This window comes from Pseudooctadecabacter sp. (genome assembly GCF_965657175.1).
Taxonomy (GTDB): Bacteria; Pseudomonadota; Alphaproteobacteria; order Rhodobacterales; family Rhodobacteraceae; genus Octadecabacter.
Genome location: NZ_CBFHNH010000005.1, coordinates 153980 through 179503, shown reverse-complemented (window position 1 = coordinate 179503; position 25524 = coordinate 153980). Strand labels below are relative to the sequence as shown.

27 protein-coding genes are annotated in these 25524 nt (G+C 58.8%); 25 read left to right on the top strand and 2 right to left on the bottom strand.

The genetic code is table 11. The features are described from left to right. Positions 1 to 247: 247 nt before the first annotated feature. On the bottom strand, positions 248 to 1615 hold the full coding sequence (locus ACTG36_RS06950) for a GGDEF domain-containing protein (protein ID WP_375280518.1): 1368 nt from the start codon (positions 1613 to 1615) through the stop codon (positions 248 to 250). A 194-nt stretch (positions 1616 to 1809) separates the two neighbouring features. Here ACTG36_RS06950 and ACTG36_RS06945 point away from each other — a divergent pair, with 194 nt between their 5' ends. The 25 genes from ACTG36_RS06945 (at position 1810) to ACTG36_RS06825 (ending at position 23931) form a co-directional block, all read left to right on the top strand. Next, on the top strand, positions 1810 to 2343 hold the full coding sequence (locus ACTG36_RS06945; RefSeq protein ID WP_296420175.1) for a NuoB/complex I 20 kDa subunit family protein: 534 nt from the start codon (positions 1810 to 1812) through the stop codon (positions 2341 to 2343). A gap of 56 nt (positions 2344 to 2399) precedes the next feature. Beyond that, on the top strand, positions 2400 to 3011 hold the full coding sequence (locus ACTG36_RS06940) for an NADH-quinone oxidoreductase subunit C (protein ID WP_375280519.1): 612 nt from the start codon (positions 2400 to 2402) through the stop codon (positions 3009 to 3011). Then, positions 3011 to 4225, top strand: coding sequence for an NADH-quinone oxidoreductase subunit D (locus ACTG36_RS06935; protein ID WP_439141806.1), 1215 nt, complete (start codon positions 3011 to 3013; stop codon positions 4223 to 4225). Before ACTG36_RS06940 ends, ACTG36_RS06935 begins: the two co-directional genes overlap by 1 nt. Positions 4226 to 4340: 115 nt before the next feature. Then, the gene (locus ACTG36_RS06930; RefSeq protein WP_375280520.1) at positions 4341 to 4598 is read left to right on the top strand and encodes a hypothetical protein; all 258 of its coding nucleotides are present in this window, start codon (positions 4341 to 4343) and stop codon (positions 4596 to 4598) included. Positions 4599 to 4634: 36 nt separating this feature from the next. Further along, positions 4635 to 5828, top strand: a complete 1194-nt coding sequence (locus tag ACTG36_RS06925; RefSeq protein ID WP_375280521.1) for an NADH-quinone oxidoreductase subunit E — start codon at positions 4635 to 4637, stop codon at positions 5826 to 5828. A gap of 168 nt (positions 5829 to 5996) precedes the next feature. Beyond that, a complete protein-coding gene (locus ACTG36_RS06920) occupies positions 5997 to 6797 on the top strand; it encodes an NADH:quinone oxidoreductase (protein ID WP_439141798.1) in 801 nt (266 codons plus the stop codon). Between the two features lie 84 nt (positions 6798 to 6881). After that, positions 6882 to 7100 carry a DUF5337 family protein gene (locus ACTG36_RS06915; RefSeq protein WP_375280523.1) on the top strand — a complete coding sequence of 73 codons (219 nt, stop codon included), beginning with the start codon at positions 6882 to 6884 and terminating at the stop codon, positions 7098 to 7100. A gap of 53 nt (positions 7101 to 7153) precedes the next feature. Beyond that, a complete protein-coding gene (gene nuoF, locus ACTG36_RS06910) occupies positions 7154 to 8431 on the top strand; it encodes an NADH-quinone oxidoreductase subunit NuoF (RefSeq protein WP_375280524.1) in 1278 nt (425 codons plus the stop codon). Positions 8432 to 8494: 63 nt separating this feature from the next. Next, on the top strand, positions 8495 to 8725 hold the full coding sequence (locus ACTG36_RS06905; RefSeq protein ID WP_375280525.1) for a hypothetical protein: 231 nt from the start codon (positions 8495 to 8497) through the stop codon (positions 8723 to 8725). A gap of 100 nt (positions 8726 to 8825) precedes the next feature. Next, the gene (locus ACTG36_RS06900) at positions 8826 to 9047 is read left to right on the top strand and encodes a hypothetical protein (protein WP_375280526.1); all 222 of its coding nucleotides are present in this window, start codon (positions 8826 to 8828) and stop codon (positions 9045 to 9047) included. Then, entirely contained in the window at positions 9047 to 9493 is a 447-nt protein-coding gene (locus ACTG36_RS06895) for a DUF3291 domain-containing protein (protein ID WP_375280527.1), read from the top strand. The genes ACTG36_RS06900 and ACTG36_RS06895 overlap by 1 nt, the downstream gene beginning before the upstream one ends. A 115-nt stretch (positions 9494 to 9608) precedes the next feature. After that, positions 9609 to 10004 (top strand): DUF5333 domain-containing protein, encoded by a 396-nt coding sequence (locus ACTG36_RS06890; protein ID WP_375280528.1) that lies wholly within the window; start codon positions 9609 to 9611, stop codon positions 10002 to 10004. 187 nt (positions 10005 to 10191) lie between these two features. After that, positions 10192 to 12255 carry an NADH-quinone oxidoreductase subunit NuoG gene (gene nuoG, locus ACTG36_RS06885; protein WP_375280529.1) on the top strand — a complete coding sequence of 688 codons (2064 nt, stop codon included), beginning with the start codon at positions 10192 to 10194 and terminating at the stop codon, positions 12253 to 12255. A gap of 2 nt (positions 12256 to 12257) precedes the next feature. Next, a complete protein-coding gene (locus tag ACTG36_RS06880; RefSeq protein ID WP_375280530.1) occupies positions 12258 to 12635 on the top strand; it encodes a hypothetical protein in 378 nt (125 codons plus the stop codon). Between the two features lie 24 nt (positions 12636 to 12659). Further along, the gene (nuoH, locus tag ACTG36_RS06875; RefSeq protein ID WP_375280531.1) at positions 12660 to 13700 is read left to right on the top strand and encodes an NADH-quinone oxidoreductase subunit NuoH; all 1041 of its coding nucleotides are present in this window, start codon (positions 12660 to 12662) and stop codon (positions 13698 to 13700) included. A 1-nt stretch (position 13701) separates the two neighbouring features. Then, on the top strand, positions 13702 to 14196 hold the full coding sequence (gene nuoI, locus ACTG36_RS06870) for an NADH-quinone oxidoreductase subunit NuoI (protein ID WP_375280532.1): 495 nt from the start codon (positions 13702 to 13704) through the stop codon (positions 14194 to 14196). Then, positions 14193 to 14600, top strand: a complete 408-nt coding sequence (locus tag ACTG36_RS06865) for a carboxymuconolactone decarboxylase family protein (RefSeq protein WP_375280533.1) — start codon at positions 14193 to 14195, stop codon at positions 14598 to 14600. The genes nuoI and ACTG36_RS06865 overlap by 4 nt, the downstream gene beginning before the upstream one ends. Next, on the top strand, positions 14597 to 15202 hold the full coding sequence (locus tag ACTG36_RS06860) for an NADH-quinone oxidoreductase subunit J (RefSeq protein WP_375280534.1): 606 nt from the start codon (positions 14597 to 14599) through the stop codon (positions 15200 to 15202). The genes ACTG36_RS06865 and ACTG36_RS06860 overlap by 4 nt, the downstream gene beginning before the upstream one ends. 73 nt (positions 15203 to 15275) lie before the next feature. Continuing rightward, positions 15276 to 15584 (top strand): NADH-quinone oxidoreductase subunit NuoK, encoded by a 309-nt coding sequence (gene nuoK, locus ACTG36_RS06855; RefSeq protein ID WP_375280535.1) that lies wholly within the window; start codon positions 15276 to 15278, stop codon positions 15582 to 15584. Positions 15585 to 15589: 5 nt separating this feature from the next. After that, positions 15590 to 17731: an NADH-quinone oxidoreductase subunit L gene (gene nuoL / locus ACTG36_RS06850; RefSeq protein ID WP_439141793.1), complete on the top strand. Its 2142-nt coding sequence runs from the start codon at positions 15590 to 15592 to the stop codon at positions 17729 to 17731. Position 17732: 1 nt separating this feature from the next. Further along, a complete protein-coding gene (locus ACTG36_RS06845; RefSeq protein ID WP_375280537.1) occupies positions 17733 to 19274 on the top strand; it encodes an NADH-quinone oxidoreductase subunit M in 1542 nt (513 codons plus the stop codon). 12 nt (positions 19275 to 19286) lie between these two features. Further along, positions 19287 to 20729, top strand: coding sequence for an NADH-quinone oxidoreductase subunit NuoN (gene nuoN, locus ACTG36_RS06840; protein ID WP_375280538.1), 1443 nt, complete (start codon positions 19287 to 19289; stop codon positions 20727 to 20729). Further along, positions 20719 to 21474, top strand: a complete 756-nt coding sequence (locus ACTG36_RS06835) for a biotin--[acetyl-CoA-carboxylase] ligase (protein WP_375280558.1) — start codon at positions 20719 to 20721, stop codon at positions 21472 to 21474. Before nuoN ends, ACTG36_RS06835 begins: the two co-directional genes overlap by 11 nt. An 11-nt stretch (positions 21475 to 21485) precedes the next feature. Beyond that, positions 21486 to 22259, top strand: a complete 774-nt coding sequence (locus ACTG36_RS06830; RefSeq protein ID WP_375280539.1) for a type III pantothenate kinase — start codon at positions 21486 to 21488, stop codon at positions 22257 to 22259. 4 nt (positions 22260 to 22263) lie between these two features. After that, on the top strand, positions 22264 to 23931 hold the full coding sequence (locus ACTG36_RS06825) for a ribonuclease J (protein ID WP_375280540.1): 1668 nt from the start codon (positions 22264 to 22266) through the stop codon (positions 23929 to 23931). A gap of 66 nt (positions 23932 to 23997) precedes the next feature. Here ACTG36_RS06825 and ACTG36_RS06820 read toward each other — a convergent pair whose 3' ends face one another. Further along, complete coding sequence (locus tag ACTG36_RS06820) at positions 23998 to 25512, bottom strand: DEAD/DEAH box helicase (protein ID WP_375280541.1); 1515 nt, start codon at positions 25510 to 25512, stop codon at positions 23998 to 24000. Positions 25513 to 25524 lie beyond the last annotated feature (12 nt).

The window sequence follows — 25524 nt, the reverse complement described above, 5'->3', positions numbered from 1 at the left end:
AGGTTCGGCTTAGCCGACAAAAGGTCCGGTGGACCTTTTGAGGAGATCACGGGCGGAGCCCCTGAGGTTCGGCTTAGCCGACAACAGGTCCGGTGGACCTTTTGAGGAGATCACGGGCGGAGCCCCTGAGGTTCGGTTAAGCGAGTTTTCAACCCAAGTGCCGCGAAAGAACACTGCACGGCCCGCCCAACACCGGACTGAAATCCTGCCAGCCTTCACTTTCCCTAACCGCTGATGGCCCGAGCGGCTAGGCCACATTATCTTCAATGTCTTCAACATCCTCCCGATAGGCTCGGGCTGTCTTGGCAGCATACATCGACGCATCTGCGGCCATCATCAATTGGCGCAGATCGCTTGCATCTTTGGCCAAGGCAAACCCCATGGACGCGGCGAGCGTCAGGATATTGCCTTCGACCTTGATGGGCGCAAGGTTGGCTTGTTCCAGCCGTCGCATCACCTTTCGAACCACGCGTTCGGGATCAGGGTCAATCACGACGGCGGCAAATTCATCCCCCCCCAGCCGCGCCACCAAATCACGGGTGCGCGCGCTTGATTTCAGGCGGTGTGCCACGGTTTGCAGCGCGACATCGCCCACATGGTGGCCGTAGGTGTCATTGATCGGCTTGAACCGATCCATATCGAAAATCATAACGCCCAAGTGGCCCGCGGCCATGGCGTCAGCGATTTCGCGGCTTTCCATGGCCTCATCAAACCCGGTCCGGTTCAACAGGCCGGTCAGACCATCGGTGCGTGCGTCTTCGCTCTCACGTTGAAAAGCACGCGCAAGGCGGCTGACAGTATGGCTGACGTAGAAATGCCCGAGCGAGACGATGACCAGCAGGAAGGCAATGAACTTGGTTGAGCGGTTGAGCACCTCATCACCGATCTGGGGGGGCGTCCAAAACAGATAGGCAAAAGTGTCCGTTCCAAAAAGCGGGAGAGCAATTTCGCTGCCGTGTTGGGCCGGCGTAAAGGACAGTTCGACATTCTGGGCCAGTTGCCCCTGATTGATAAGATCTAAAACATCGGGTCCCAAAACAAAGATGTTCACAACGATCGGCAAATCGGCGCGCGCGAAATCGGCTCGGTTTTGAGGGTTCATACGGGTGGCAGCCACAAAGGCCAGCGTCGTGTCGATGCGGGTGAAACCTGCGATCACATCACCGGAGATCGCAGGCAGGTCGCGCACGGCTGACACGAAGGGGCTGGCGCTTTCAAAGGCCTGCGACTGAGGCGGCAATCCTTCCGTTTGGCTTTCAAAAACATACAAAAGCCGGTCATCCTTGCCGAAGATATAACTGTAATCAATCGCGGCAGACGTCGTTGTGGCGGCGCCCACATCCCCATAGATCGCCAGCCCGTTTGGCGCCAAAACCCATCTGTCGCCGGCCCCCCAGCGCGCTTCGTCACGGGTCGCGGCCACTGTTTTCGACGTCTTTTCAAAAAGGGACAATTCGACCAGTTCCGCCGCGTATTCATGCGCCAGATCATCCATAATATCGGTCATCCACACGACCATGACCACAATCACGGCCAGAACTCCAAACCCCATCGCTGCAAGCGTAAAGCGGATCCGATTGGGGATGCGTTTGATGGTGGATTTCGACTGATTCACGAAAGGCGGCCCTGGTTACACTGGCCTCCCATTAAGGGTTCCGCCCTACAAATCCGTTAACAGGCCATTTTTCTGCATCCCGCGACCATCTGGCCGCCCCCGCAACCTTGACCTTACCGGTCCCACGGCATACCCATCACCCCAGCTAGGGACCGTGCGCCAACCCCGCACATATCAAACGGAGCAGCCGACACATGGGCATCGCAACCGGGGCGAATATCGCCGAGGCCGACAAAGATTTTGCAACGCAGGAATTGAACCGTGAGTTGACGGACAAGGGTTTCCTTGTGACCTCCTCTGCGGACCTGATCAACTGGGCGCGCACAGGGTCCTTGCACTGGATGACCTTCGGGTTGGCCTGCTGCGCGGTTGAGATGATGCACACCTCCATGCCGCGCTACGACGCCGAACGGTTCGGCATCGCGCCGCGCGCCTCCCCTCGTCAGTCGGACGTGATGATCGTGGCCGGTACGCTGACCAACAAAATGGCACCCGCCTTGCGCAAGGTCTACGACCAGATGCCAGAGCCACGTTACGTGATCTCAATGGGGTCGTGTGCCAACGGCGGTGGCTATTATCACTACAGCTATTCGGTTGTGCGCGGCTGTGACCGCATCGTGCCCGTGGACATTTACGTCCCCGGTTGCCCACCCACGGCTGAGGCACTGCTTTATGGCATCCTGCAACTGCAGCGCAAAATGCGCCGCACCGGTACAATCGTCCGCTAAGGCGGGCTGTGACGAACATCCGCTGCGGCGGACGGGCTCGATCTTGAGGAAACGACATGTCTGACGAACTCAACCAACTTGGCCAGCACATCGAATTGAAGCGGCCCGATTGCGTGCTGTCTTGGGATGTCACCAGTGGGGAACTGACGGTGAATGTGGCACCTGCGAACCTTGCGGGGATTGTGGAATTCCTCAAGACCGACAGCAGCTGCAAATTCTCGTCCCTAGTGGACATCACGGCGGTGGATTACCCAGGCCGCGCCCAGCGGTTCGATGTGGTTTACCACTTCCTGTCCATGTACCAAAACCACCGCATCCGCCTGCGCGTCAAAACCCGCGAGGATGAGATGGTACAGTCGATCATGGATGTGCACCCGTCGGCCAACTGGTTCGAACGCGAAGTGTTCGACATGTTCGGGATCATCTTCAAAGGCCACCCGGACCTGCGCCGCATCCTCACCGATTACGGCTTTCGCGGCTACCCGCTGCGCAAGGATTTCCCGACAACAGGCTACACCGAGGTCCGTTATGACGAGGTGCAAAAGCGCGTCGTCTATGAACCCGTGTCCCTGACGCAAGAATACCGACAGTTCGATTTCATGTCCCCATGGGAGGGTGCGGAATACATCCTGCCCGGAGATGAGAAAACGAAGGAGGAGGCGAAATGATGGACGGCACCAAAAACTTCGACGACGCCCTCACAGGCGAACAGCAGATCCGCAACTTCAACATCAACTTCGGCCCGCAGCACCCTGCGGCGCATGGGGTTTTGCGCCTTGTCCTTGAACTGGACGGTGAGATTGTAGAGCGGTGCGACCCGCACATTGGTCTTTTGCACCGTGGCACCGAAAAGCTTATGGAATCGCGGACCTATCTGCAAAACCTTCCGTATTTCGACCGTCTCGATTACGTGTCGCCCATGAACCAGGAACACGCATGGTGTCTGGCGATTGAAAAGCTGACAGGCACGGTCGTGCCCCGTCGCGCGTCCCTGATCCGCGTGCTTTATTCTGAGATTGGCCGCGTTCTGAACCACCTGATGAACATCTGTACCCAAGCCATGGATGTGGGCGCGCTGACGCCGATTTCTTGGGGCTTTGAGGAACGCGAAAAGCTGATGGTGTTTTACGAACGCGCCTGTGGTGCCCGTTTGCACGCCGCGTATTTCCGTCCCGGCGGGGTCCATCAGGACCTGCCCGATCAGCTGGTCGAAGACATCGACACATGGGCGCAGGAATTCCTGCCCGTGGTCGATGACCTTGACGGGTTGCTGACCGAAAACCGCATCTTCAAACAGCGCAACGTCGACATCGGCATCGTGTCTGAGGAAGAAATTCAAGAGTGGGGTTTTTCCGGCGTGATGGTGCGCGGGTCCGGGCTTGCATGGGATTTGCGCCGCAGCCAGCCCTATGAATGCTACGACGAATTCGATTTCCAGATTCCAGTTGGCAAGAACGGCGATTGCTACGACCGCTACTTGTGCCGCATGGAGGAAATGCGTCAATCCACGTCGATTATCCGTCAGGCCTGTGAAAAGCTGCGCCATGAAAAGGGTGATGTGATGGCACGGGGCAAGATGTCCCCGCCGACCCGCGGTGAGATGAAGACCTCGATGGAGGCTTTGATCCACCACTTGAAACTCTATAGCGAAGGCTTCCACGTGCCCGCGGGTGAGGTTTATGCCTGCGTCGAGGCCCCCAAGGGCGAATTCGGTGTTTATCTGGTGGCCGATGGCAGCAACAAACCCTACCGCGCCAAGCTGCGTGCGCCGGGCTATCTGCATTTGCAGGCGATGGATCACGTCGCATCCAAACACCAGCTCGCCGATGTGGCCGCGATCATCGGGTCGCTCGATGTCGTCTTCGGGGAGATTGACCGTTGATTACGGGAATGGGCCTGTTTCCAGCGGCGCTTCTGGCGTCCGGTTTGGGGCTGCATGCGGTGCCCACGGGGATGTTCATCACCCTCACGGGGCTGGCCGCCACGGGGGGCATGTGATGATCCGCTTTGTTTGCGCTTTTGCCCTGATGGCCGCTCCGGTGGTTGCCCAGACCGAGGATGAGGTCGCCGCCATGACCCGCGCCGTGGAAGAGGCGGGGTGTGTTGTGACGGCCGACAATGGCGATGCGGTTCAGGCCGCCTCGGGCCTTGATGCGGACCAGACCATGGCCGTCATCGCACAAATGTACACCGACGGACTTGTCGCGCTTCAGGCGGACGGGACCATGAAATTGACCAACGAGGTTTGCCAATAGCGCGAACCGTCCGACCGACGACAGGACACCGACCCTATGCTGAGACGCCTCCACCTCGAACAGCCTGCCAGCTTTGCCTTCACGCCCGACAATCAGGCGTGGGCCGAAAAGCAGATCACCAAATACCCTGAGGGGCGCGAGGCCTCTGCGATCATTCCACTGTTGTGGCGTGCGCAGGAACAAGAGGGCTGGTTGACCCGTCCGGCGATTGAAACCGTGGCCGAAATGCTGGGTCTGGCCTATATGCGTGCCCTCGAAGTGGCGTCGTTCTATTTCATGTTCCAGCTGCAGCCCGTGGGCTCTGTCGCGCATATTCAGGTCTGTGGCACCACGTCGTGCATGATTTGCGGCGCCGAAGATCTGGTCGCTGTCTGCCAAGACAAAATCGCCCCCAACCCGCATGAGCTGTCCGCCGATGGCAAATTGTCGTGGGAAGAGGTCGAATGCCTCGGGTCGTGCGCCAATGCGCCCATGGCGCAGATCGGCAAGGATTATTACGAAGACCTGACCGCCGCCCGCATGGGTGAGATTATTGACGAGTTGGCCGCAGGCAAAGTGCCGCTGCCGGGGCCGCAGAATGGCCGCTATGCGTCCGAGCCTCTCAAGGGTTTAACGACGTTGACGGAATTCGACAGCGGCAAGAACCAGTACAACGCCTCCGTGCAGTTGGCCCATGACCTTGGCGACAGTGTGAAACGCATCGACGGCACCGAAGTGCCACTGCTGGCCCCATGGGGGCAGGCGGCCCCAACGACAAATGCGCCTGTGCAAGTGACGGGTGCCCCAGCGAACCAGCAAAAACCAGTGGCCAAACGCCCTGCGGTCAAAAAGGCCACGGATGGCAAAACGCCCGGTCCCAAACCTGCGGCAAACAAACCGGCCAGCAAGGACGGCATCACCAAGCAAGAGGCCAACGCCGACAGCGCCGCCAAGCCACGCGGGAAATCCAACCCGCCCGCCACCGCTGCCGCTGCCTCTAGCACCGCTGAAAAGAAGCCACGCACGATGACCGCCCCGCGCAAAGCGGGCGCTGACGATCTGAAATTGATCAGCGGTGTGGGCCCCAAACTTGAAGGTGTCCTCAATGAATTGGGCTTTTGGCATTTCGACCAGATCGCCAAATGGACAGAGGCTGAGGTCGCTTGGGTCGACAGCCGCCTGAAATTCAAAGGCCGCATTGAACGCGACAACTGGATCGCGCAGGCTGCCGACCTCGCCTCAAAGGGCTGAAAAACCCACCAACATGCGCCATTTAGGTGCCAATCGCCGCCCAAACGCCACATTTGGGCGGCTTTTGTCGTTTCTCCCCCTTATCAAGTGGGAATGCGCTGGCTAAGGTCTGCGTAATTCTGCCGCAGGTCTCCCTGCGCGGGGGGAGAAAAAAGAAGGGTTTTTGAAATGAAAGATACTGCACCGAACAGCTATGGTGTTCTCGCCGTGGCGGCCTTGTTTGGCATCGTTGCCTTCGCTGTGTCCTATCTGGTTTTGGACTTCGCTGGATTTGCATCGTTCCTGATCGGCGCGATTGTGGCCATCATTACGGCGATCGTGTTGTGGCTGGGCTGGCGCGAACCTGCGGCGGGCCCAACGGGACCACGTCAACAGTCCGCAGACGCGACCGCGACTGCGTCTTCTGCCGCACCGGCGGCGGCGGCACCCACACCTGCACCCACGACTGCGGCTTCTGCTGCGGCCCCCGCCGCTGCTGCCACAGCGTCGGCCCCGGCCCCGGCTGCCGTTGCGGCCTCACCGGCCCCTGCTGCCGCGCCAGCTGCGAAACCCAAAGCGGCGCCTGCTGCAAAGAAAGCAGCACCGGCCAAGACTGCAGCTCCTGCGAAAAAGGCCGCACCGGCCAAAGCCGCAGCAAAACCTGCTGAAAAGGCAGCCCCTGCGCGCAAACCTGTCGCTGCCGATGGCAAGCCCGAGATGATGTCCAAGCCCCGTGGCGGGGCTGGCGATGACCTCAAGCAGATCAAGGGCGTCGGTCCGAAGCTTGAAAAAATGCTCAACGGGATGGGCGTTTGGCACTTCGATCAGGTCGCTGGCTGGCGCAAGAAAGAAGTCGAATGGGTTGATGAAAACCTTGAAGGCTTCAAAGGCCGGGTGAGCCGTGATGAATGGGTCAAACAGGCCAAGGTCCTAGCCAAAGGTGGCACGACCGACTTTTCCAAAAAGGTGAAAAAGGGCGGCGTGTATTAAACACCCCCCCCCATCGCTTAAAAAGGGCCGCGACAAACCTTCGCGGCCCTTTTCTTTTGGGCGCTATGCCTGCAAAAGACCCCCATGAGCCGAAACCAGACGCCTGACACCGCCAAACAGGGCCGGACCGCTGCACTTGTGATCGCAGGGGCGGGTCTTCTTGCCATTTTCGCCCCGCAACTTTCGCGGGTCTTTGGCGGCGGCGTGCGGTTGGAAATGCTCTTCTATCTCATCTCACTTGCTGCGTTCATTTGGTCACTGGTCGTGACATGGAACCTGTGGCAAAAGACCAAAGACAAATAAGACGTTGCCGCCATTCGTTGCCATGAATGGCCTTAGAGTTAAGGGAACACGCGATGCTTGCTGATCAGGACCGCATTTTCACCAACCTTTACGGGATGCACGACCGCACCCTTGCTGGCGCCAAAAAGCGTGGCCACTGGGACGGGACCGCCAAGATCATCAAGAACGGACGCGACTGGATCGTGGATCAGATGAAGGCCTCTGGTCTGCGAGGTCGGGGCGGGGCGGGTTTCCCGACCGGTCTGAAGTGGTCCTTCATGCCCAAGGAAAGCGACGGACGGCCTGCCTATCTTGTTGTGAACGCGGACGAATCTGAACCCGGCACCTGCAAAGACCGCGAAATCATGCGCCACGATCCGCACACGCTGATCGAAGGCTGCCTGATTGCGTCATACGCTATGAACGCAAACGCCTGCTACATCTACATCCGTGGCGAATACATCCGCGAAAAAGAGGCCCTGCAGGCCGCCATTGATGAGGCCTATGAGGCCGGTCTGGTCGGCAAGAACGCCTGCAAATCCGGTTGGGATTTTGAGATTTATCTGCACCACGGGGCAGGGGCCTACATCTGCGGCGAAGAAACCGCGCTGATCGAATCTCTTGAAGGCAAAAAAGGCATGCCGCGCATGAAGCCGCCGTTTCCGGCGGGTGCGGGTTTGTATGGTTGCCCCACGACGGTGAACAATGTCGAATCTATTGCCGTGGTGCCCACGATCCTGCGGCGCGGGCCTGAATGGTTCAGCTCATTCGGGCGTCCGAACAACGCGGGCACGAAGCTCTTTGCGATTTCCGGCCATGTGAACAACCCGTGCGTGGTGGAAGAGGCCATGTCGATTTCGTTCGAAGAACTGATCGAAAAGCACTGCGGCGGTATTCGCGGCGGTTGGGACAACCTCAAGGCGGTGATCCCCGGTGGGTCGTCTGTTCCATGCGTGCGCGGTGAAAACATGCGCGATGCGGTGATGGATTTTGATGCGCTGAAGGAAAAGGGGTCGTCCCTTGGCACGGCAGCGGTCATCGTGATGGACCAGTCCACCGACATCATCAAGGCGATTTGGCGGCTGTCCAAGTTCTACAAGCACGAATCCTGCGGCCAGTGTACGCCATGTCGCGAAGGCACGGGCTGGATGATGCGCGTGATGGACCGTCTGGTGAAGGGCAACGCGTCGGTTGAAGAAATCGACATGCTTTTGGATGTGACCAAACAGGTCGAAGGCCACACCATCTGTGCCTTGGGCGATGCGGCGGCTTGGCCGATCCAAGGCTTGATCAAGAACTTCCGCGACGAAATCGAAGACCGGATCAAAACGGCGCGTATCGCGGCGGAGTGACAAAATTCCGGAATTTTGTCGGGTTCTAAAATTCCGGAATTTTAGGCCCGCAGGAAGGCGAAGATGAAACAGGTTTTGGACGGTATCGCATCGTTTCTGGCAGCCGTTGCCACGGTCGTGATCTGTGGCCTGCCGTCCTATTTCACCTACCGCGCGATTGAGGTTGGCGCCGCGCCCATGTGGGCTTGGGGCGCAATTGCGGCTTTGGCAGGCGTGGGTTTGCTGATGGCGGTGGCGTTTTTGGGCAAAGCCGTCAATGGCATCGCCCCGTCCCGTGAACGCAGACGCCGATAGACAGCACGCGACGGCCTCGCTAGGATTTGTCCAAAGACGTGAGGCGCGTATGGATTTCAATGATTTTTTAGGTCCCACGGGAACCGAAGGCACCCGATGGATGCGGATTGTCACCGGTGTTCTTGGCGCGTTGGCCGGAGCCGCCCTAGGCGTGTTTGGCGCATCGGTGCTGGAAGAAACGGCGCTGACGTGGGGCATCATGGGCGCGCTTTTGGGTGGGTTTTTCGGGGCTGTTTTCTCCTTTCTGGTCATCGTGGGCCTGTTGATGATTTCGGGTGTCGTTCTGGTCATCGGCTGGAACATCTATTTCGGGGGCAGTTGATGCATCTGGCCGAACTCAACATCGGGCTCTTGTTGGCCCCCACGGATGATCCGCGTGTGGCGGAGTTTATGACCAACCTCGACCGGATCAACGGCATGGGCAAACGCATGCCCGGATTCGTCTGGATGTCCGAAGGCGACGATCCAAGTGCAGGCAACACAGAAAATCACATCGGGGATGATCCGCAGCTGGTGTTCAATCTGACCGTCTGGGAGGATTTGGCATCGCTTGAGACCTTTGTGTACAAGACCGTGCATGCCAAATTCATGGACCGCAAAACCGAATGGTTTGAGGTTCTGGATCAGCAGCATTTTGTCATGTGGTGGGTTGATGAGGGGCACCGGCCCAGCCGCGACGAAGCCCTCGCGCGGCTTGATGACCTTCGTGAAAACGGCCCGTCTGAACGGGCTTTTGGCTGGGATGATATCCGCGCCGGACGTGTGTGACGATTTCCGCCGATCAAACGTCTATCAGATGTCTGCTATTGAATAGCACCCTGTCATACAACACATCTAGGCCAATAGCTGCGGGGATTCTGCGGCTAGACATTGGAGTGAGCAGATGAAGTTTTTGGCCCCCCTCGCGTTGAGTGCCGCCCTGTCCGTGACCGGCGCGCAGGCCCAGGGTTTTCCGGGCGATGTGACCCGCGTGACCGAAGGATTGATCGCCGCAGGCATGGCGATTGAACTGGGTGACAAATGTGATGATGTCCGCGTGCGCTACATTCGGGGGATCAACTTCCTGCAAAGCCTGAAGGGCGCCTTGCAGGACGAAGGGTTCTCCAACGCTGAGATCGACGCCTATATCGACAATGACGCGGAAAAAGATCGGCTTGAGGCCATTGCCCGTGGCCGTTTGGCGGACCTTGGCGTGGTGACATCTGACCCCGCGACCTACTGCACGGTGGCCCGAGCGCAGATCAATCAAGGCACGCAAGTCGGGCAGTTGTTGCGCTGATCTGACCTACAAATGATCTATGCAGCCGGGGCAGGGGGAAACCCATGGTCCGGCTGCGTCTTTTTCGACGTCAGAAAGTTGGCATTGGCGCTGGCATTGCTTTGCATCCCACGTTAGAACGCGCTCATCTTCGGCCCTTGCCAAGGGCTTATAGATAAAGAGCCATACGGGAACAGGGACGCGACCCATGTCAGACGCACAGGCTGATCTGCGAAAGATCATCATCGACGACAACGAAGTTGAAGTGCCGAGCGCGATGACGCTCATTCAGGCCTGCGAAGAGGCTGGCATCGAAATCCCCCGGTTCTGTTACCATGAACGTCTGTCCATCGCGGGCAACTGCCGGATGTGTCTGGTTGAGGTCGTGGGCGGCCCGCCCAAGCCCGCAGCCTCCTGTGCCATGCAGGTGCGCGATCTGCGTCCCGGCCCCGAAGGCCAGCCGCCGGTCGTGAAAACCAACAGCCCCATGGTCAAAAAGGCCCGTGAAGGCGTGATGGAATTCCTTTTGATCAACCACCCGCTGGATTGCCCGATCTGCGATCAGGGTGGCGAATGTGATCTGCAGGATCAGGCGATGGCCTACGGCGTCGATTTCTCTCGCTACCGCGAACCCAAGCGTGCGGCGACGGACCTCGATCTTGGCCCGCTGGTTGAAACCCACATGACGCGCTGCATTTCGTGCACCCGTTGTGTACGCTTCACGACCGAGGTCGCGGGCATTTCCCAAATGGGCCAGACGGGGCGTGGGGAAGACAGCGAAATCACAAGCTATCTGGGTGAAACACTCGATTCGAATATGCAGGGCAATATCATTGATCTGTGCCCCGTGGGCGCGCTGGTGTCCAAACCCTACGCCTTTACCGCCCGTCCGTGGGAGTTGACCAAAACCGAATCTATCGACGTGATGGACGCACTTGGGTCCAACATCCGTGTGGATACCAAAGGCCGCGAAGTGATGCGGTTCTTGCCGCGCAACCACGACGGCGTGAATGAGGAATGGATTTCCGACAAAACGCGCTTTGTCTGGGATGGCCTGCGCCGTCAGCGTCTCGACACACCTTATATCCGTGAAAACGGCAAGCTGCGCAAAGCGGGCTGGGACGAAGCCCTGACCGCCGCTGCCGCTGCCATGAAGGGCAAGAAGACCGTCGGTCTGGTTGGTGATCTTGCCTCAACCGAGGCTGCGTTTTCCCTCAAGTCCTTGATCGAAGGGCAGGGCGGTGTTGTCGAATGCCGTGTGGACAATGCCAAACTGCCAGCAGGGAACCGCTCTGGCTATGTGGGCAATGCGACGGTCGAAGAAATCGATGATGCGCAGATGATCCTGCTGATCGGCACCAACCCTGAGGTTGAGGCCCCCGTTTTGAACGCGCGCATCCGTAAGGCGTGGCTCAAGGGCGCCAAGGTTGCCGTGATCGGCGAGGCGATTGATCTGTCCTACGACTATACGCACCTTGGCACAGATCGTGAGGCGCTGGCCGCACTGGCCAAGATGGACCATTCCGACAAGGACGGTGTCCGGGGTGTCATGATCCTCGGCATGGGGGCCCTGACGGAGGCCGACGGCGATGCCGTTTTGGGCACCGCTATGGCCACGGCTGAGGCTGGATCGTCCAAGTTTATGGTGCTGCACACCGCCGCTGGCCGTGTGGGCGCGATGGATGTGGATGCCACAAATGAGGCCGGTATGAAGGCCGTTGAGGACGCCGAGGTCATCTATAACCTTGGAGCCGATGAGGTCGAAATCGCCCCGCGCTCAAGCAGCGAAGCGGTGGCGCAGGATGGAAACGGCCCGTTTGTGATCTACCAAGGCTCCCACGGGGATCGGGGTGCGCACCGCGCGGACATCATTCTGCCAAGCGCGGCCTACACCGAAGAAAACGCGCTGTTCGTCAACACCGAAGGCCGCCCGCAACTGGCCATGCGCGCAAGTTTTGCGCCCGGTGAGGCCAAGGAAAACTGGGCCATCCTGCGCGCGCTGTCCGCTGAACTGGGCGCCAAACAGGATTGGGACAGCCTTGCTGGCCTGCGTCAGGCCATGGTTGCAGCCCATCCGCATCTGGCACAGATCGATGAGGTTGCGGACAATGCTTGGACACCCGTAAAGCCCGGCAAGCTGGGCAAAGCGACGTTCAAGACAGCGATCAAGGATTTCTACCTGACGAACCCGATTGCACGCGCCAGCCAGTTGATGGCCGAACTCAGCGCGAATGCGAAAAAGCGCGCCGAAGCGCCCATCGCGGCTGAGTAAGAATGCGGCACTGCGCCCTCATAGGTCTTATGGCGCTCGCCGCCTGTGACACGCCACCCGTGGTGGAAGGTGCTGTGCGGTATAACGGGGTTGAGACCCGCTTGCTTGAGGGTGATTTGGTCAACTTCCGCGTCACCGTCGCCAATACGGCGGACGAGGATGTGGTGGCTGACTATGCGACATGTGCGGCCGCACAATATGCGCTGATCCGGGGATATGGATTTGCGCGAAATGTGCGGACGATTGTGAACGAAGAGGGTGGCATTTGGACGGGGGATGCTGTTTACACCATCTCGCCTGCCTTGCCACGTGGGCTAAGAACGATAGACGCGGAAGTGACGGTGGCCGATTGCGCTGCACGTGACATTCCGACCGTCTAAGGCCGTAGGGCTGAGGGAACAGATATGGTTGAATTCTTCACCAACACCAATCTCGGGATTGTATTGACGATCCTCGGGCAAAGCTTGTTAATCCTGATCCCGCTGTTGGTCGCTTTGGCCTTCTTGATGTACGCCGACCGTAAGGTCTGGGCGGCGGTGCAGATGCGCAAAGGCCCCAACGTGGTCGGCGCCTTTGGCCTGCTGCAATCCTTTGCGGATTTCATCAAATACATCGTCAAAGAAGTCGTTGTTCCGGCGGGTGCCGACAAGGGCGTTTTCTTCCTCGCCCCCCTTATTTCCTTCGTTCTGGCGGTCATCGCCTGGGCGGTGATCCCGTTCAATGATGGCTGGGTGATGTCCGACATCAACGTGGCCATTTTGTACGTCTTCGCGGTGTCCTCATTGGAGGTTTACGGCGTGATCATGGGCGGCTGGGCGTCGAACTCCAAGTACCCGTTCCTTGGCTCGCTGCGCTCTGCCGCGCAGATGATTTCTTATGAAGTCTCGCTGGGCCTGATCATCATCGGTGTGATTATCTCAACCGGGTCGATGAACTTCGGGGATATTGTGGCCGCACAGGAAGGCCCCTATGGCATCCTGCACTGGTATTTCATCCCGCACTTCCCGATGTTGTTCTTGTTCTTCATCAGCGCGCTGGCCGAAACCAACCGCCCGCCGTTCGATTTGCCTGAGGCTGAATCCGAACTGGTCGCAGGCTATCAGGTGGAATATTCCTCCACCCCGTTCCTTCTCTTCATGATCGGGGAGTTGATGGCCGTTGTTCTCATGTGCGCGCTGGTGTCGCTGCTGTTCTTGGGCGGCTGGTTGTCGCCGGTGGGCTTCCTGCCTGACGGGATCGGCTGGTTTATCCTCAAGATGGTGCTGGTTTTCTTCATGTTCGCCATGGTCAAGGCCATCGTGCCCCGTTTCCGCTACGACCAACTGATGCGCATCGGTTGGAAAGTGTTCCTGCCGCTGTCCCTGTTCTGGGTCGTGCTGGTGGCATTCCTTGCAAAATTCGAAGTCGCTGGCGGCTTCTGGGCCCGCTGGGCGATTGGAGGCTGATATGACGCAGATCGACTACACCCGCGCGGCAAAATATTTCCTGCTGCAAGACATCTTCAAAGGCTTCAAGCTGGGCTTCAAATACTTCTTCAGCCCCAAGGCTACGGTGAACTACCCGCATGAAAAGGGGCCACTCAGCCCCCGCTTCCGCGGCGAACATGCGCTGCGTCGTTATCCAAATGGCGAAGAACGCTGCATCGCGTGCAAATTGTGTGAGGCGATCTGCCCCGCGCAGGCCATCACGATTGACGCTGAACCCCGCGATGACGGCTCCCGCCGGACCACGCGCTATGACATCGACATGACGAAATGCATCTACTGCGGGTTCTGCCAAGAGGCCTGCCCCGTGGATGCGATCGTCGAAGGCCCGAACTTCGAATTCTCCACCGAGACCCGCGAAGAACTGTTCTACGATAAGGAAAAGCTCCTCGACAACGGCGACCGCTGGGAAGCAGAGATTGCCCGCAACCTTGAGATTGATGCACCCTACCGATGAGTGATCAAAACCCCTTTGACGCCTGGATGAAGGCCGGACAGGACTGGGCCAAGGGCCTCAGCCCTGAGTTCGCTGACGTCATGGCGAAATCCATGAAAGGTGTTGAAGACCTGATCCCGACGATGCCTGCCGACATGATGGAAGCCTTCATGGGCAAAGGGGCCAACGCGGAGGGGCTGGGCGCCAAGACGCGGCTTTTGTTGACGTTGCAGGGCCTTGTCTTTCAGGGCGCAGTGGCGGAACCGCAGATCAAACTGACCGTGCGCCACGCGCTTGAAGCCGGGGCCACGCAGATCGAAATTACCGAAACCATCGCACTTGCCGGCATGTTCGGCGGTGCGGCGGGGATGCCAAAGGCGCTCGACCTTGCGTCACAGGTTTTCAAGAAGGACCAAGACACATGACCCCAGTTGTCATCGCATTCTATATGTTTGCCACCACGACCCTGTTGGGCGGCCTGATGACCGTCATCAGCCGCAACCCGGTGCATTCGGTGCTGTGGTTGATCCTTGCATTCCTGTCCTCGGCGGGGCTGTTCGTGATGCTCGGGGCTGAGCTTTTGGCGATGCTGCTGATAATCGTCTACGTGGGCGCCGTCGCGGTGTTGTTCTTGTTCGTGGTCATGATGCTGGACGTTGATTTCGCGGAGCTGAAGGCGGAGATGGCGAAATATATGCCGCTGGCGCTGATGATCGGTGTGATCTTGTTGATGCAGCTGGCGCTGGCCTTTGGGGTCTGGGGCTTCTCCGACGGGGTTGAGACACGGATCGCGCAGCCGATTGACGATGTTGAAAACACCAAGGCGCTGGGGCTGGTTCTTTATGATCAGTACTTCCTGTTGTTCCAACTGGCTGGCCTGATCCTGCTGGTAGCAATGATCGGCGCGATTGTTCTGACATTGCGTCACCGCACGGATGTGAAACGCCAGAACGTGATGGAGCAGATGATGCGCGATCCGGCGAAGGCCATGGAACTCAAAGACGTGAAACCGGGGCAGGGGCTGTGATGCCAAATTTTCAAGGAAAATTTGCTGACAAACTCTCGTTGAGAGTTTGGACCCGGCAAGAAGGAACGACGCTATGACAATCGGACTTGAACATTACCTGACAGTGGCTGCGGCCCTTTTTGTCATTGGCATTTTCGGGCTGTTTTTGAACCGCAAGAACATCATCATCTTGTTGATGAGCATCGAATTGATGCTGCTGGCGGTGAACATCAATTTGGTCGCGTTCTCGAGCTTCCTTGGCGATCTAGTGGGGCAGGTGTTTACCTTGTTCGTGCTGACGGTCGCCGCCGCAGAGGCCGCCATCGGCCTTGCGATCCTCGTATGTTTCTTCCGCAACCGCGGCACGATCAACGTTGAAGATGTCAACGTCATGAAAGGCTAAGACCCATGGAACAGATCATCCTCTTTGCCCCGCTGGTCGGCGCCCTTCTGGGCGGCTTTGGCTGGAAAATCATGGGCGAGACGGCGGCGCAGTGGCTGACGACATCGCTGTTGTTTCTCGCCGCGATCCTGTCTTGGGTCATTTTCCTGACCTTCGATCCGTCGGCCCATGCAAATGGGTACTACACGGTTGAAATCATGCGCTGGATCCAGTCCGGCACGTTGGACACATCTTGGGCCATCCGGATGGACCGTCTGACGGCGATCATGTTGGTGGTGATCAACACGGTTTCGGCCTTGGTGCACCTCTATTCCTTCGGCTACATGGCCCATGACGAGAACTTCCCCGAAACCGCCTACAAGGCACGTTTCTTTGCCTATCTGTCGTTCTTCACCTTTGCGATGCTGATGCTGGTAACGGCTGACAACCTCGTGCAGATGTTTTTTGGCTGGGAAGGCGTGGGTGTCGCGTCTTATCTGCTGATCGGGTTTTACTACAAAAAACCCTCTGCCAATGCCGCCGCGATCAAGGCGTTTGTGGTCAACCGTGTCGGTGATTTCGGCTTTGCACTTGGTATCTTCGCGATCTTCTACATGACCGGATCGATCAATTTCGACGTGATCTTCGGTGAGGCTGAAAATATTGCCAATTCCACGCTAACTTTCCTGTGGCGCGACTGGAATGCGGCTGAGGTGATTGCCGTGCTGCTGTTTATCGGGGCCATGGGCAAATCCGCGCAGTTGATCCTGCACACCTGGCTGCCCGATGCCATGGAAGGCCCGACGCCTGTGTCCGCGCTGATCCATGCGGCGACCATGGTGACGGCGGGTGTCTTCTTGGTCAGCCGGATGTCGCCGATCATGGAATTTGCGCCATCTGCCACCGGTTTTGTCGTCTTCTTGGGGGCCACGACCGCGTTCTTCGCGGCGACCGTGGGCCTTGTGCAGAACGACATCAAACGTGTCATCGCCTATTCGACCTGTTCGCAGCTGGGTTATATGTTCGTGGCCGCAGGCATCGGTGTCTATTCCGTTGCCATGTTCCACCTGCTGACACACGCGTTCTTCAAGGCGATGTTGTTCTTGGGCGCGGGGTCGGTGATCCACGGGATGCACCACGAACAGGACATGCGGAACTATGGCGGGTTGCGTCATAAGCTGCCCTATACCTATTGGGCGATGATGATCGGCACTTTGGCCATCACCGGCGTGGGTATTCCGCTTTTGTACCTTGGCTTCCCTGTGGGCTTTGCCGGTTTCGTGTCGAAAGATGCGATCATTGAAAGCGCCTTTGCCGCGGGGCAAGGCTATGCCTTCTGGCTGCTTGTGATCTCCGCGCTGTTCACCAGCTTCTATAGCTGGCGCCTGATGTTCCTGACGTTCTTTGGGGAACCACGGGGCGACAAGCACACCCATGAACATGCGCATGAATCCCCCAAGGTGATGTTGGCACCGCTGGCGATTTTGGCGGTGGGCGCGATCTTTGCCGGAATGGTCTTTTACAAGCCCTTCTTCGGGAACGCGAAATACGTCGCAACATACTTTGGCACGCAATACGCAGCCCTTGATAATTACGCCGAAGAGCCGCAGGCCGAGGGTGCGGAAAATCGCGGCGACGAGGACCAAAACGACGAAGCCAACGGCTACGACGCGGCGGAAAAATCCTACGACACCCGCTATGCCTTCGCCGGTGAACCCGGGCAGGGCGCGATCTATGTGTCCCCTGACAACACCACGTTGGATGACGCGCACTCCGTGCCAACATGGGTGAGACTTGCCCCGTTCTTTGCGATGCTGCTGGGCTTTGTGACCGCCTATATCTTCTACATCCGCAAGCCGGAGCTGCCCAAGCAGTTGGCCCAGCAACAGGCGCCGCTTTACAATTTCCTGCTGAACAAGTGGTACTTTGATGAACTGTACAACGCGGTCTTCGTGCAACCTGCCAAATCCATTGGACGTTTCTTGTGGAAGCGCGGGGATGGCGATGTCATCGACGGCGGGATCAACGGGATCGCCATGGGAATTATCCCGATGCTGACCCGTCTGGCTGGGCGTGCGCAGTCTGGCTACGTCTTCACCTACGCATTCGCCATGGTGATCGGGATCGCGGTGATCCTCACCTACTTCACGATCTTCGGGGGCTACTAAGATGGACAACCTTCTGTCGATCACGACATTCATTCCCGCCATCGCGGCGGCCATTCTGGCCCTGTTCCTGCGCGGCGAAGATGAAGCCGCACAGCGCAATGCCAAATGGCTGGCGATGGCCGCCGCGGCCATGACCTTCATCGTGTCGCTGTTCATTCTGGCGGGCTTTGATGCGAACAACACGGACTTCCAGTTCGTGGAAGAACGCACATGGATCATGGGGCTGAATTACAAAATGGGCGTCGACGGGATTTCGATCCTGTTTGTGATGCTCACCACGTTCCTGATGCCGTTGGTCATTGCCTCCTGCTGGTCGGTGACGACCCGCGTGAAGGAATACATGATCGCGTTTTTGTTGTTGGAAACGCTGATGTTGGGCGTGTTCCTCGCCCTTGATCTGGTGCTGTTCTATCTGTTCTTTGAGGCTGGTCTGATCCCGATGTTCCTGATCATCGGCATCTGGGGCGGCAAGGAACGCATCTACGCGTCGTTCAAATTCTTCCTGTATACCTTCCTCGGGTCGGTTTTGATGCTGGTCGCGATGGTGGCGATGTACGCACAGGCCGGCACGACGGACATTCCGACATTGATGAATTTCTCCTTCGGAACGGAGACGTTCTCGATCCTTGGTATTCAGATCGTGGGCGGTATGCAGACGCTGCTGTGGCTGGCGTTCTTTGCCTCTTTCGCGGTGAAAATGCCCATGTGGCCGGTGCACACTTGGCTGCCCGATGCGCACGTGCAGGCGCCTACGGCGGGGTCCGTGGTTCTGGCGGCGATCCTGTTGAAGATGGGCGGCTACGGCTTCTTGCGGTTCTCGCTGCCGATGTTCCCCATCGGGTCCGAGGTTATGGCCCCGCTCGTGTTGTGGCTGTCGGCCATCGCCATCGTCTACACATCGTTGGTGGCCCTTGTGCAGCAGGACATGAAGAAACTGATCGCTTATTCGTCGGTCGCCCACATGGGCTTTGTGACCATGGGCATCTTTGCGTTGAACCAGCAGGGGCTGGACGGCGCGATTTTCCAGATGCTTAGCCACGGCTTCATCTCTGGCGCGTTGTTCCTGTGTGTGGGCGTGATCTATGACCGGATGCACACCCGTGAAATCGACGCCTACGGTGGTCTTGTGAACCGGATGCCGGCCTATGCGCTGATCTTCATGTTCTTCACCATGGCCAACGTGGGCCTGCCGGGCACCTCTGGTTTTGTGGGTGAATTCCTGACGCTTATGGCGGTGTTCCAAGTCAACACATGGGTCGCGGCTGTGGCTACGACCGGTGTGATCTTCTCGGCCGCTTATGCGCTGTGGCTCTACCGCCGTGTCGTCATGGGCGACCTGATCAAGGAAAGCCTGAAATCCATCACCGACATGACCCGCCGCGAAAAGGCGATCTTTGCGCCGCTGGCGGCCATGACCCTTTTGCTGGGCGTCTATCCCGCCCTCGTTACCGATATCATCGGGCCATCGGTCGCCGCTCTGGTCGGCCAGGTCGAAACCGCGCGGGCCGCCTTTGAGGCGTCCTCCATGCTGGCCCAGAACTAAGGAAACCTTGCGATGTTGTCCCAAGATCTCAACACCATCCTGCCGGAAATCGTCATTTCGCTCTATGCGATGGGCGCTTTGCTGGCGGCGGTCTACACGGTGAAAGACAAGGCAGCGCCGCTGCTGGTCTGGATCACATCCGGCCTGTTTGTCGCCGTCGCGTTCTGGATCGGCACAACCGGCGAAGGCGCGACCGAAGCGTTCTCCGGCATGTTCCAAGACGACGCCTTTAGCCGCTTTGCCAAGGTCGCCATCCTGCTGTCCGCCGCCGCCGTGTTGTTGATGAGCCAGGACTACATGGCCAAGCGTGACCTGCTGCGGTTCGAATATCCGCTGCTGATCGCGCTGGCCGTGGTCGGTATGATGATGATGGTCTCTGCCGGTAATCTGATGTCGCTCTACATGGGGTTGGAACTGCAATCGCTGGCACTTTACGTCGTGGCCTCCCTGCGCCGCGATAGCGTGAAATCCACTGAAGCGGGTCTGAAATACTTCGTGCTGGGCGCACTGTCGTCCGGTCTGTTACTTTACGGTGCATCGTTGACCTACGGCTTTGCGGGCACGACGTCTTTTGCTGGCATTATTGACGCCACAGACAACGGTGTGTCCCTTGGCCTGCTGTTCGGTCTGGTGTTCCTGAGTGCCGGTTTCGCGTTCAAAGTCTCCGCCGCACCTTTCCACATGTGGACGCCGGATGTCTACGAAGGTTCCCCCACGCCGGTCACTGCGTTCTTCGCGACGGCCCCCAAAATCGCGGCCATGGCGCTGTTCGCGCGGGTTGTGCATGACGCTTTCGGTAATTCCATCAGCGACTGGCAGCAGATTGTGGCCTTCCTGTCCGTGGTCTCCATGTTCCTCGGCGCAATTGCCGCGATCGGCCAGCGCGATATCAAACGTCTGATGGCCTATTCGTCCATCGCCCACATGGGGTTTGCCCTGATGGGTCTGGCCGCTGGTACGGCCTTCGGCGTGCAGGCCATGCTGGTGTATCTGGGAATTTACGTGGCGATGAACATCGGCACCTTTGCCTTCATCCTGTCCATGGAAAAAGACGGGATGCCGGTCACGGATATCCAGTCGCTGAACATGTATTCCAAGCGTGAACCGCTGAAGGCGGTTGCAATGTTGGTGCTGCTGTTCTCTCTGGCGGGCGTGCCGCCGATGTTGGGCTTCTTTGGCAAGCTCTACGTCTTGCAGGCCGCCTATGGGGCGGGTCTGGGCTGGCTTGCCGTGGCCGGTGTCATTGCGTCCGTCATCGGGGCCTTCTATTACCTGCGCATCGTGTTCTTCATGTACTTCGGCGAAGACCGGGATGAGGCGCGGTTGGACAAAGGCGACACGCCCGTCCTCTGGGGGTTCCTTGTGGCCTCTGCGGCGGTCATGGTCTTGGGCGTTGTGAACCTGTTCGGGATCGAACCGCTGGCCGAAGCGGCATCCCTTGCCCTTGTCAACTAAGCCCGATTGGCCGGCGGACGTCGGCCATATCCATCACGATGAGGTCACCAGCACTCTGGATGCCGCACGCCTGCGGGCGGCTGGGACATTGGCCCCCACATGGATCACGGCGACCCGCCAGACCGCCAGCCGAGGCCGGCGGGGCAGGGCTTGGGTGGCACCAGTTGGCAATTTCAACGGCACGTTGATCGTGCCCTGCTCAGACCCAGAACAGGGGGCTTTGCGGTCATTCGTGGCGGCACTGGCGCTGCGCGACGCGCTTGAAGGCGTGATGGGTGCGGGGCCCAAACTGGCCCTGAAATGGCCCAACGATGTGTTGGTCAATTCCGGTAAAATCGCGGGGATACTTCTTGAAAGCCTCACCCCCCATGGGCGGTTCGAAGGTGTGGCCGTTGGGATCGGGGTCAATCTGGTGGCCGCCCCAACGTCCGATGATGTCGAAGCCCGCGCCGTGCCGCCTGTCAGCGTCAAAGGCGAAAGCGGGGTGGACGTGACGTCTGACATGTTCCTCAGTCACTTGGCCCCGGCCTTCGTCCAATGGGACGCGCAGCTTGCCACCTATGGCTTTGCGCCCATTCGCACCGCGTGGCTGTCCCACGCAGCTAAGCTTGGCGAAACGATAACCGCCCGCCTGCCAAACGAAGACGTGACGGGACGCTTTGAAACCGTGGATGAAAACGGCTATCTGATCCTCACCACCGCCAAAGGCCCGCGGACGATCGCGGCGGCGGATGTTTACTTTTAGGGGGCAGGAATATGCTGCTGTGCATTGATTGCGGAAACACCAATACGGTTTTTGCCTTGTGGGACGGGGACCAGTTCGTCTGTACCTTCCGCACGTCGACCGAATGGCAACGCACAGCGGATCAGTATTTCGTCTGGTGGAAAACGTTGCTGACCCATCAGGGGATTGAGGCGCAGGTCGATGACGTCATCATTTCCTCCACCGTGCCGCGCGTTGTGTTCAACCTGCGCGTCATGGCGGACCGCTATTTCAACACGCGGCCTCTGGTTGTGGGCAAACCCGATTGCCTGTTGCCGCAGCCGCCGCGCGTGGATGAGGGAACCCAAGTGGGTCCCGACAGGTTGGTCAACACAGCCGGTGCCTATGTCCGTCACGGAGGCGACCTGATCGTCGTGGATTTCGGCACCGCGACAACCTTTGATGTGGTGGCCCATGACGGGGCCTATGTGGGGGGCGTGATCGCGCCCGGTGTGAACCTCTCGCTTGAGGCGCTGCACCAGGCGGCGGCGGCCTTGCCCCACGTTGATGTAACGAAACCGCAGGCGGTGATTGGAACGAACACCGTCGCCTGCATGCAATCGGGTGTGTTCTGGGGCTATGTGGGCCTTGTGAATGGCATCTGTGACCGGATTAAGGGCGAATACGACCGCCCCATGACCGTCGTAGGAACCGGGGGGTTGGCACCATTGTTTTCAAGTGGTTACGCCCTCTTTGATGTAATTGAAGACGATTTGACGATGCACGGATTGACCGTGATCCACGCCTTCAACAAGGACAACGAATAATTAAATGAGCAAATCCAGATTGATGTATCTCCCCCTCGGTGGCGCGGGTGAGATCGGTATGAATTGTTACGTCTACGGCTACGGCCCTGAGGACGCAGAGCGCCTGATCGTAGTCGATCTTGGCGTCACCTTCCCCGACATGGACGGCACCCCCGGTGTGGATCTGATCCTGCCCGATGTGGCGTGGCTTGAAGAACGCCGCAACCAGATCGACGGCATTTTCATCACCCACGCCCATGAAGACCACGTGGGCGCCGTGGGGCACCTGTTTGAACGTCTGGGCGCGCCCATTTACGCGCGGGCCTTCACCGCCAATATCGCGCGACGCAAGATGTCTGAACACGGGTTTTCCGAGGCGACAGTCACGACCGTTCAGCCCTGGCCTGAGACGGTGAAAGCGGGGCCGTTTACCGTGGGCTTCGTGCCGATCAGCCATTCCATCCCTGAAAGCAGCGGTCTGGTGATCGACAGCAAGGGCGGGCGGATCGTGCACACCGGTGATTTCAAGATCGACACAAACCCCGGCGTGGGCGAACCGTTTGATCACGAGTTGTGGAAGTCCCTGGGCAAGGACGGCGTCAAAGCGCTGGTCTGCGATTCGACCAATGTCTTTTCCACCGCCGAAGGCCGCAGCGAAAGCACCGTAGGACCCGAGATTGAAAAGTTCCTCGGCACCGCCCAAGGCATGGTCGCGGCGACCACTTTTGCGTCCAACATCGCCCGCGTGCGCACGATTGCGCAGGCCGCCGACAGGGTAGGGCGGTCCGTCTGCCTTCTGGGCCGGTCCATGCGCCGCATGGTCGAAGCGGCCAGCGAGGTGGGCATTCTCGACGATTTCCCCGCGACGATTTCCCCCGAAGACGTGGGCAACATCCCCCGCGAAAACGTGCTGTTGCTGGTCACGGGCAGTCAGGGCGAACGCCGTGCGGCGTCCGCGCAGCTGGCCAATGGCAAATACATGGGGATCACGATGAAGGAAGGGGACACCTTCCTGTTCTCGTCCAAAACCATTCCGGGCAACGAACGCGGCGTGATCCGCATCATGAACCAGCTGTCCGAATTGGGCGTAGACGTGGTGGATGACAATGGTGGTTTGTACCATGTGTCCGGCCACGCGAACCGCCCCGATCTGGAGGTCATGCGCGACCTGATCAAACCGCAAACCTTGATCCCCATGCACGGCGAACACCGCCATCTGCGTGAACACGTTAAGATCGCCGAAGGCGCGGGCGTGCAGGGCGTGCTGGCCGTCAACGGCATGATGATCGACCTCAGTGGGAACAAACCCAAGGTGGCCGAATACATCGAGACGGGCCGCACCTATCTGGATGGCACCGTGAAAGTCGGCCAGTTTGACGGCGTGATCCGCGACCGCATTCGCATGGCGCTGAACGGGCATGTGACGGTGACATTGATCCTCGATGAAAATGATGAACCGCTGGGCGAACCCTGGTGTGAGGTCATGGGCCTTCCGGAGGTTGGCCGCAACAACGCACCGCTGGTCGATGTGTTGGAAGAAGACCTGAACCAGTTCCTTGGCCGTGCAAACGACAAGACACTGACCGATGACGACAAGCTGGAAAAAGAGCTGCGTCAGATCACGCGCCGCACCACCCAAGCGGAAATCGGCAAAAAGCCCGAAGTGACGGTCGTGATTTCACGGCTCAGCTAAAAGGCCTACAGATGCAAAAAGGGCGCCCGGTGTGGCGCCCTTTTTCGTTTGAAATCAGCGGGGTGGTTACCCCATGCGTTCTTCGAAGCTTTGCATGATAAAGCTGGGCGCATCATCGCCCATGCCCACGACCTTTGGTCCGCGATCATGATTGCCGCGACCTCGGCCACGGCCCCCGCGGGACCGTTTGGGTTTGTCATCATCGTGCTTGGGCGCGTCCTGTTTCGGGGCGTCCTGTTTGGATGCATCGGCCTTTGGGGCCTCTGCTGGCTGTTCGGCGGGCGTCGCCTCAGCCTGCGGGGCGTCTTGCGCCGGTGCAGCGTCTGCTTTTGCGTCGTCAGATTTGCGGCCACGGCCGCCACGGCTGCGAGTGCGCTTGGGCTTGTCTTCGCGAGGGGCGTCTTCGGCTTTGGGGGCGTCAGCCGCCGGTGTGCCACCGGGCACCTCAATGCGCGGCACTTCCATTTCGACCAGACGTTCGATGTCTTCGAAATTCTTTTCGTCACGCGGCACGCAGATCATAATCGCCGTGCCCTTTTTGCCCGCGCGACCGGTGCGGCCAATGCGGTGCACGTAGTCTTCGGCGTGGCTGGGCACGTCGTAGTTGAACACATGGGAGACGTTGGGAATGTCCAGACCACGTGCGGCCACGTCGGAGGCCACAAGGAACCGGATCGATCCGTCGCGGAACCCTTCAAGGGTGCGCATGCGGTGGGATTGATCCAGATCACCGTGAATGGGGGACGCATCAAGGCCATATTTCTTCATGGATTTCGCCACGATATCCACATCGACTTTGCGGTTGCAGAAGATGATCCCGTTGCGGCATTCCGCGCCTTCGCTTTCAATCAAGTCCCTGAGAAGCTTGCGCTTTTCAGAACCTTCGCGATCCTTGCGGGAGGCTTTGAACATCACAACGCCTTGTTTGATGTTCTCGGACGTGGTGGCGGCACGAGCCACTTCAATCTTCTCAGGGTTGCTGAGGAAGGTATTGGTGATCCGTTCAATCTCAGGCGCCATGGTCGCGGAGAAGAACAGCGTTTGGCGGGTGAAGGGCGTGAGACCAAAGATACGTTCGATGTCGGGGATGAACCCCATATCGAGCATCCGGTCAGCCTCATCCACGACCATGATTTTCACGTCGGACAGGATCAGTTTGCCACGTTCGAAATGGTCCAGCAGGCGGCCCGGTGTGGCGATCAGCACGTCAACACCCCGGTCGATCAGCGCATCCTGTTCCTTGAACGACACGCCGCCGATCAGCAGGGCCTTCGTCAGTTTGGTGTGTTTGGCATAGGCATCGAAGTTTTCAGCAACTTGGGCGGCCAGTTCCCGCGTGGGGGCCAGCACCAAAGACCGCGGCATCCGCGCCCGTGCGCGTCCGCGTTTCAGCAGGCTGATCATCGGCAGCGTGAAGCTGGCGGTTTTTCCCGTGCCGGTCTGGGCGATGCCCAACACGTCGCGGCCTTCGAGGGCGGGGGGAATCGCACCCGCCTGAATGGGTGTAGGCGTTTCGTAGCCCGTTTCTTCGACGGCCTTGAGGACCTTCTTGTCGAGATTTAAGTCGCTGAATTTAGTCAATTTTATCCCTTA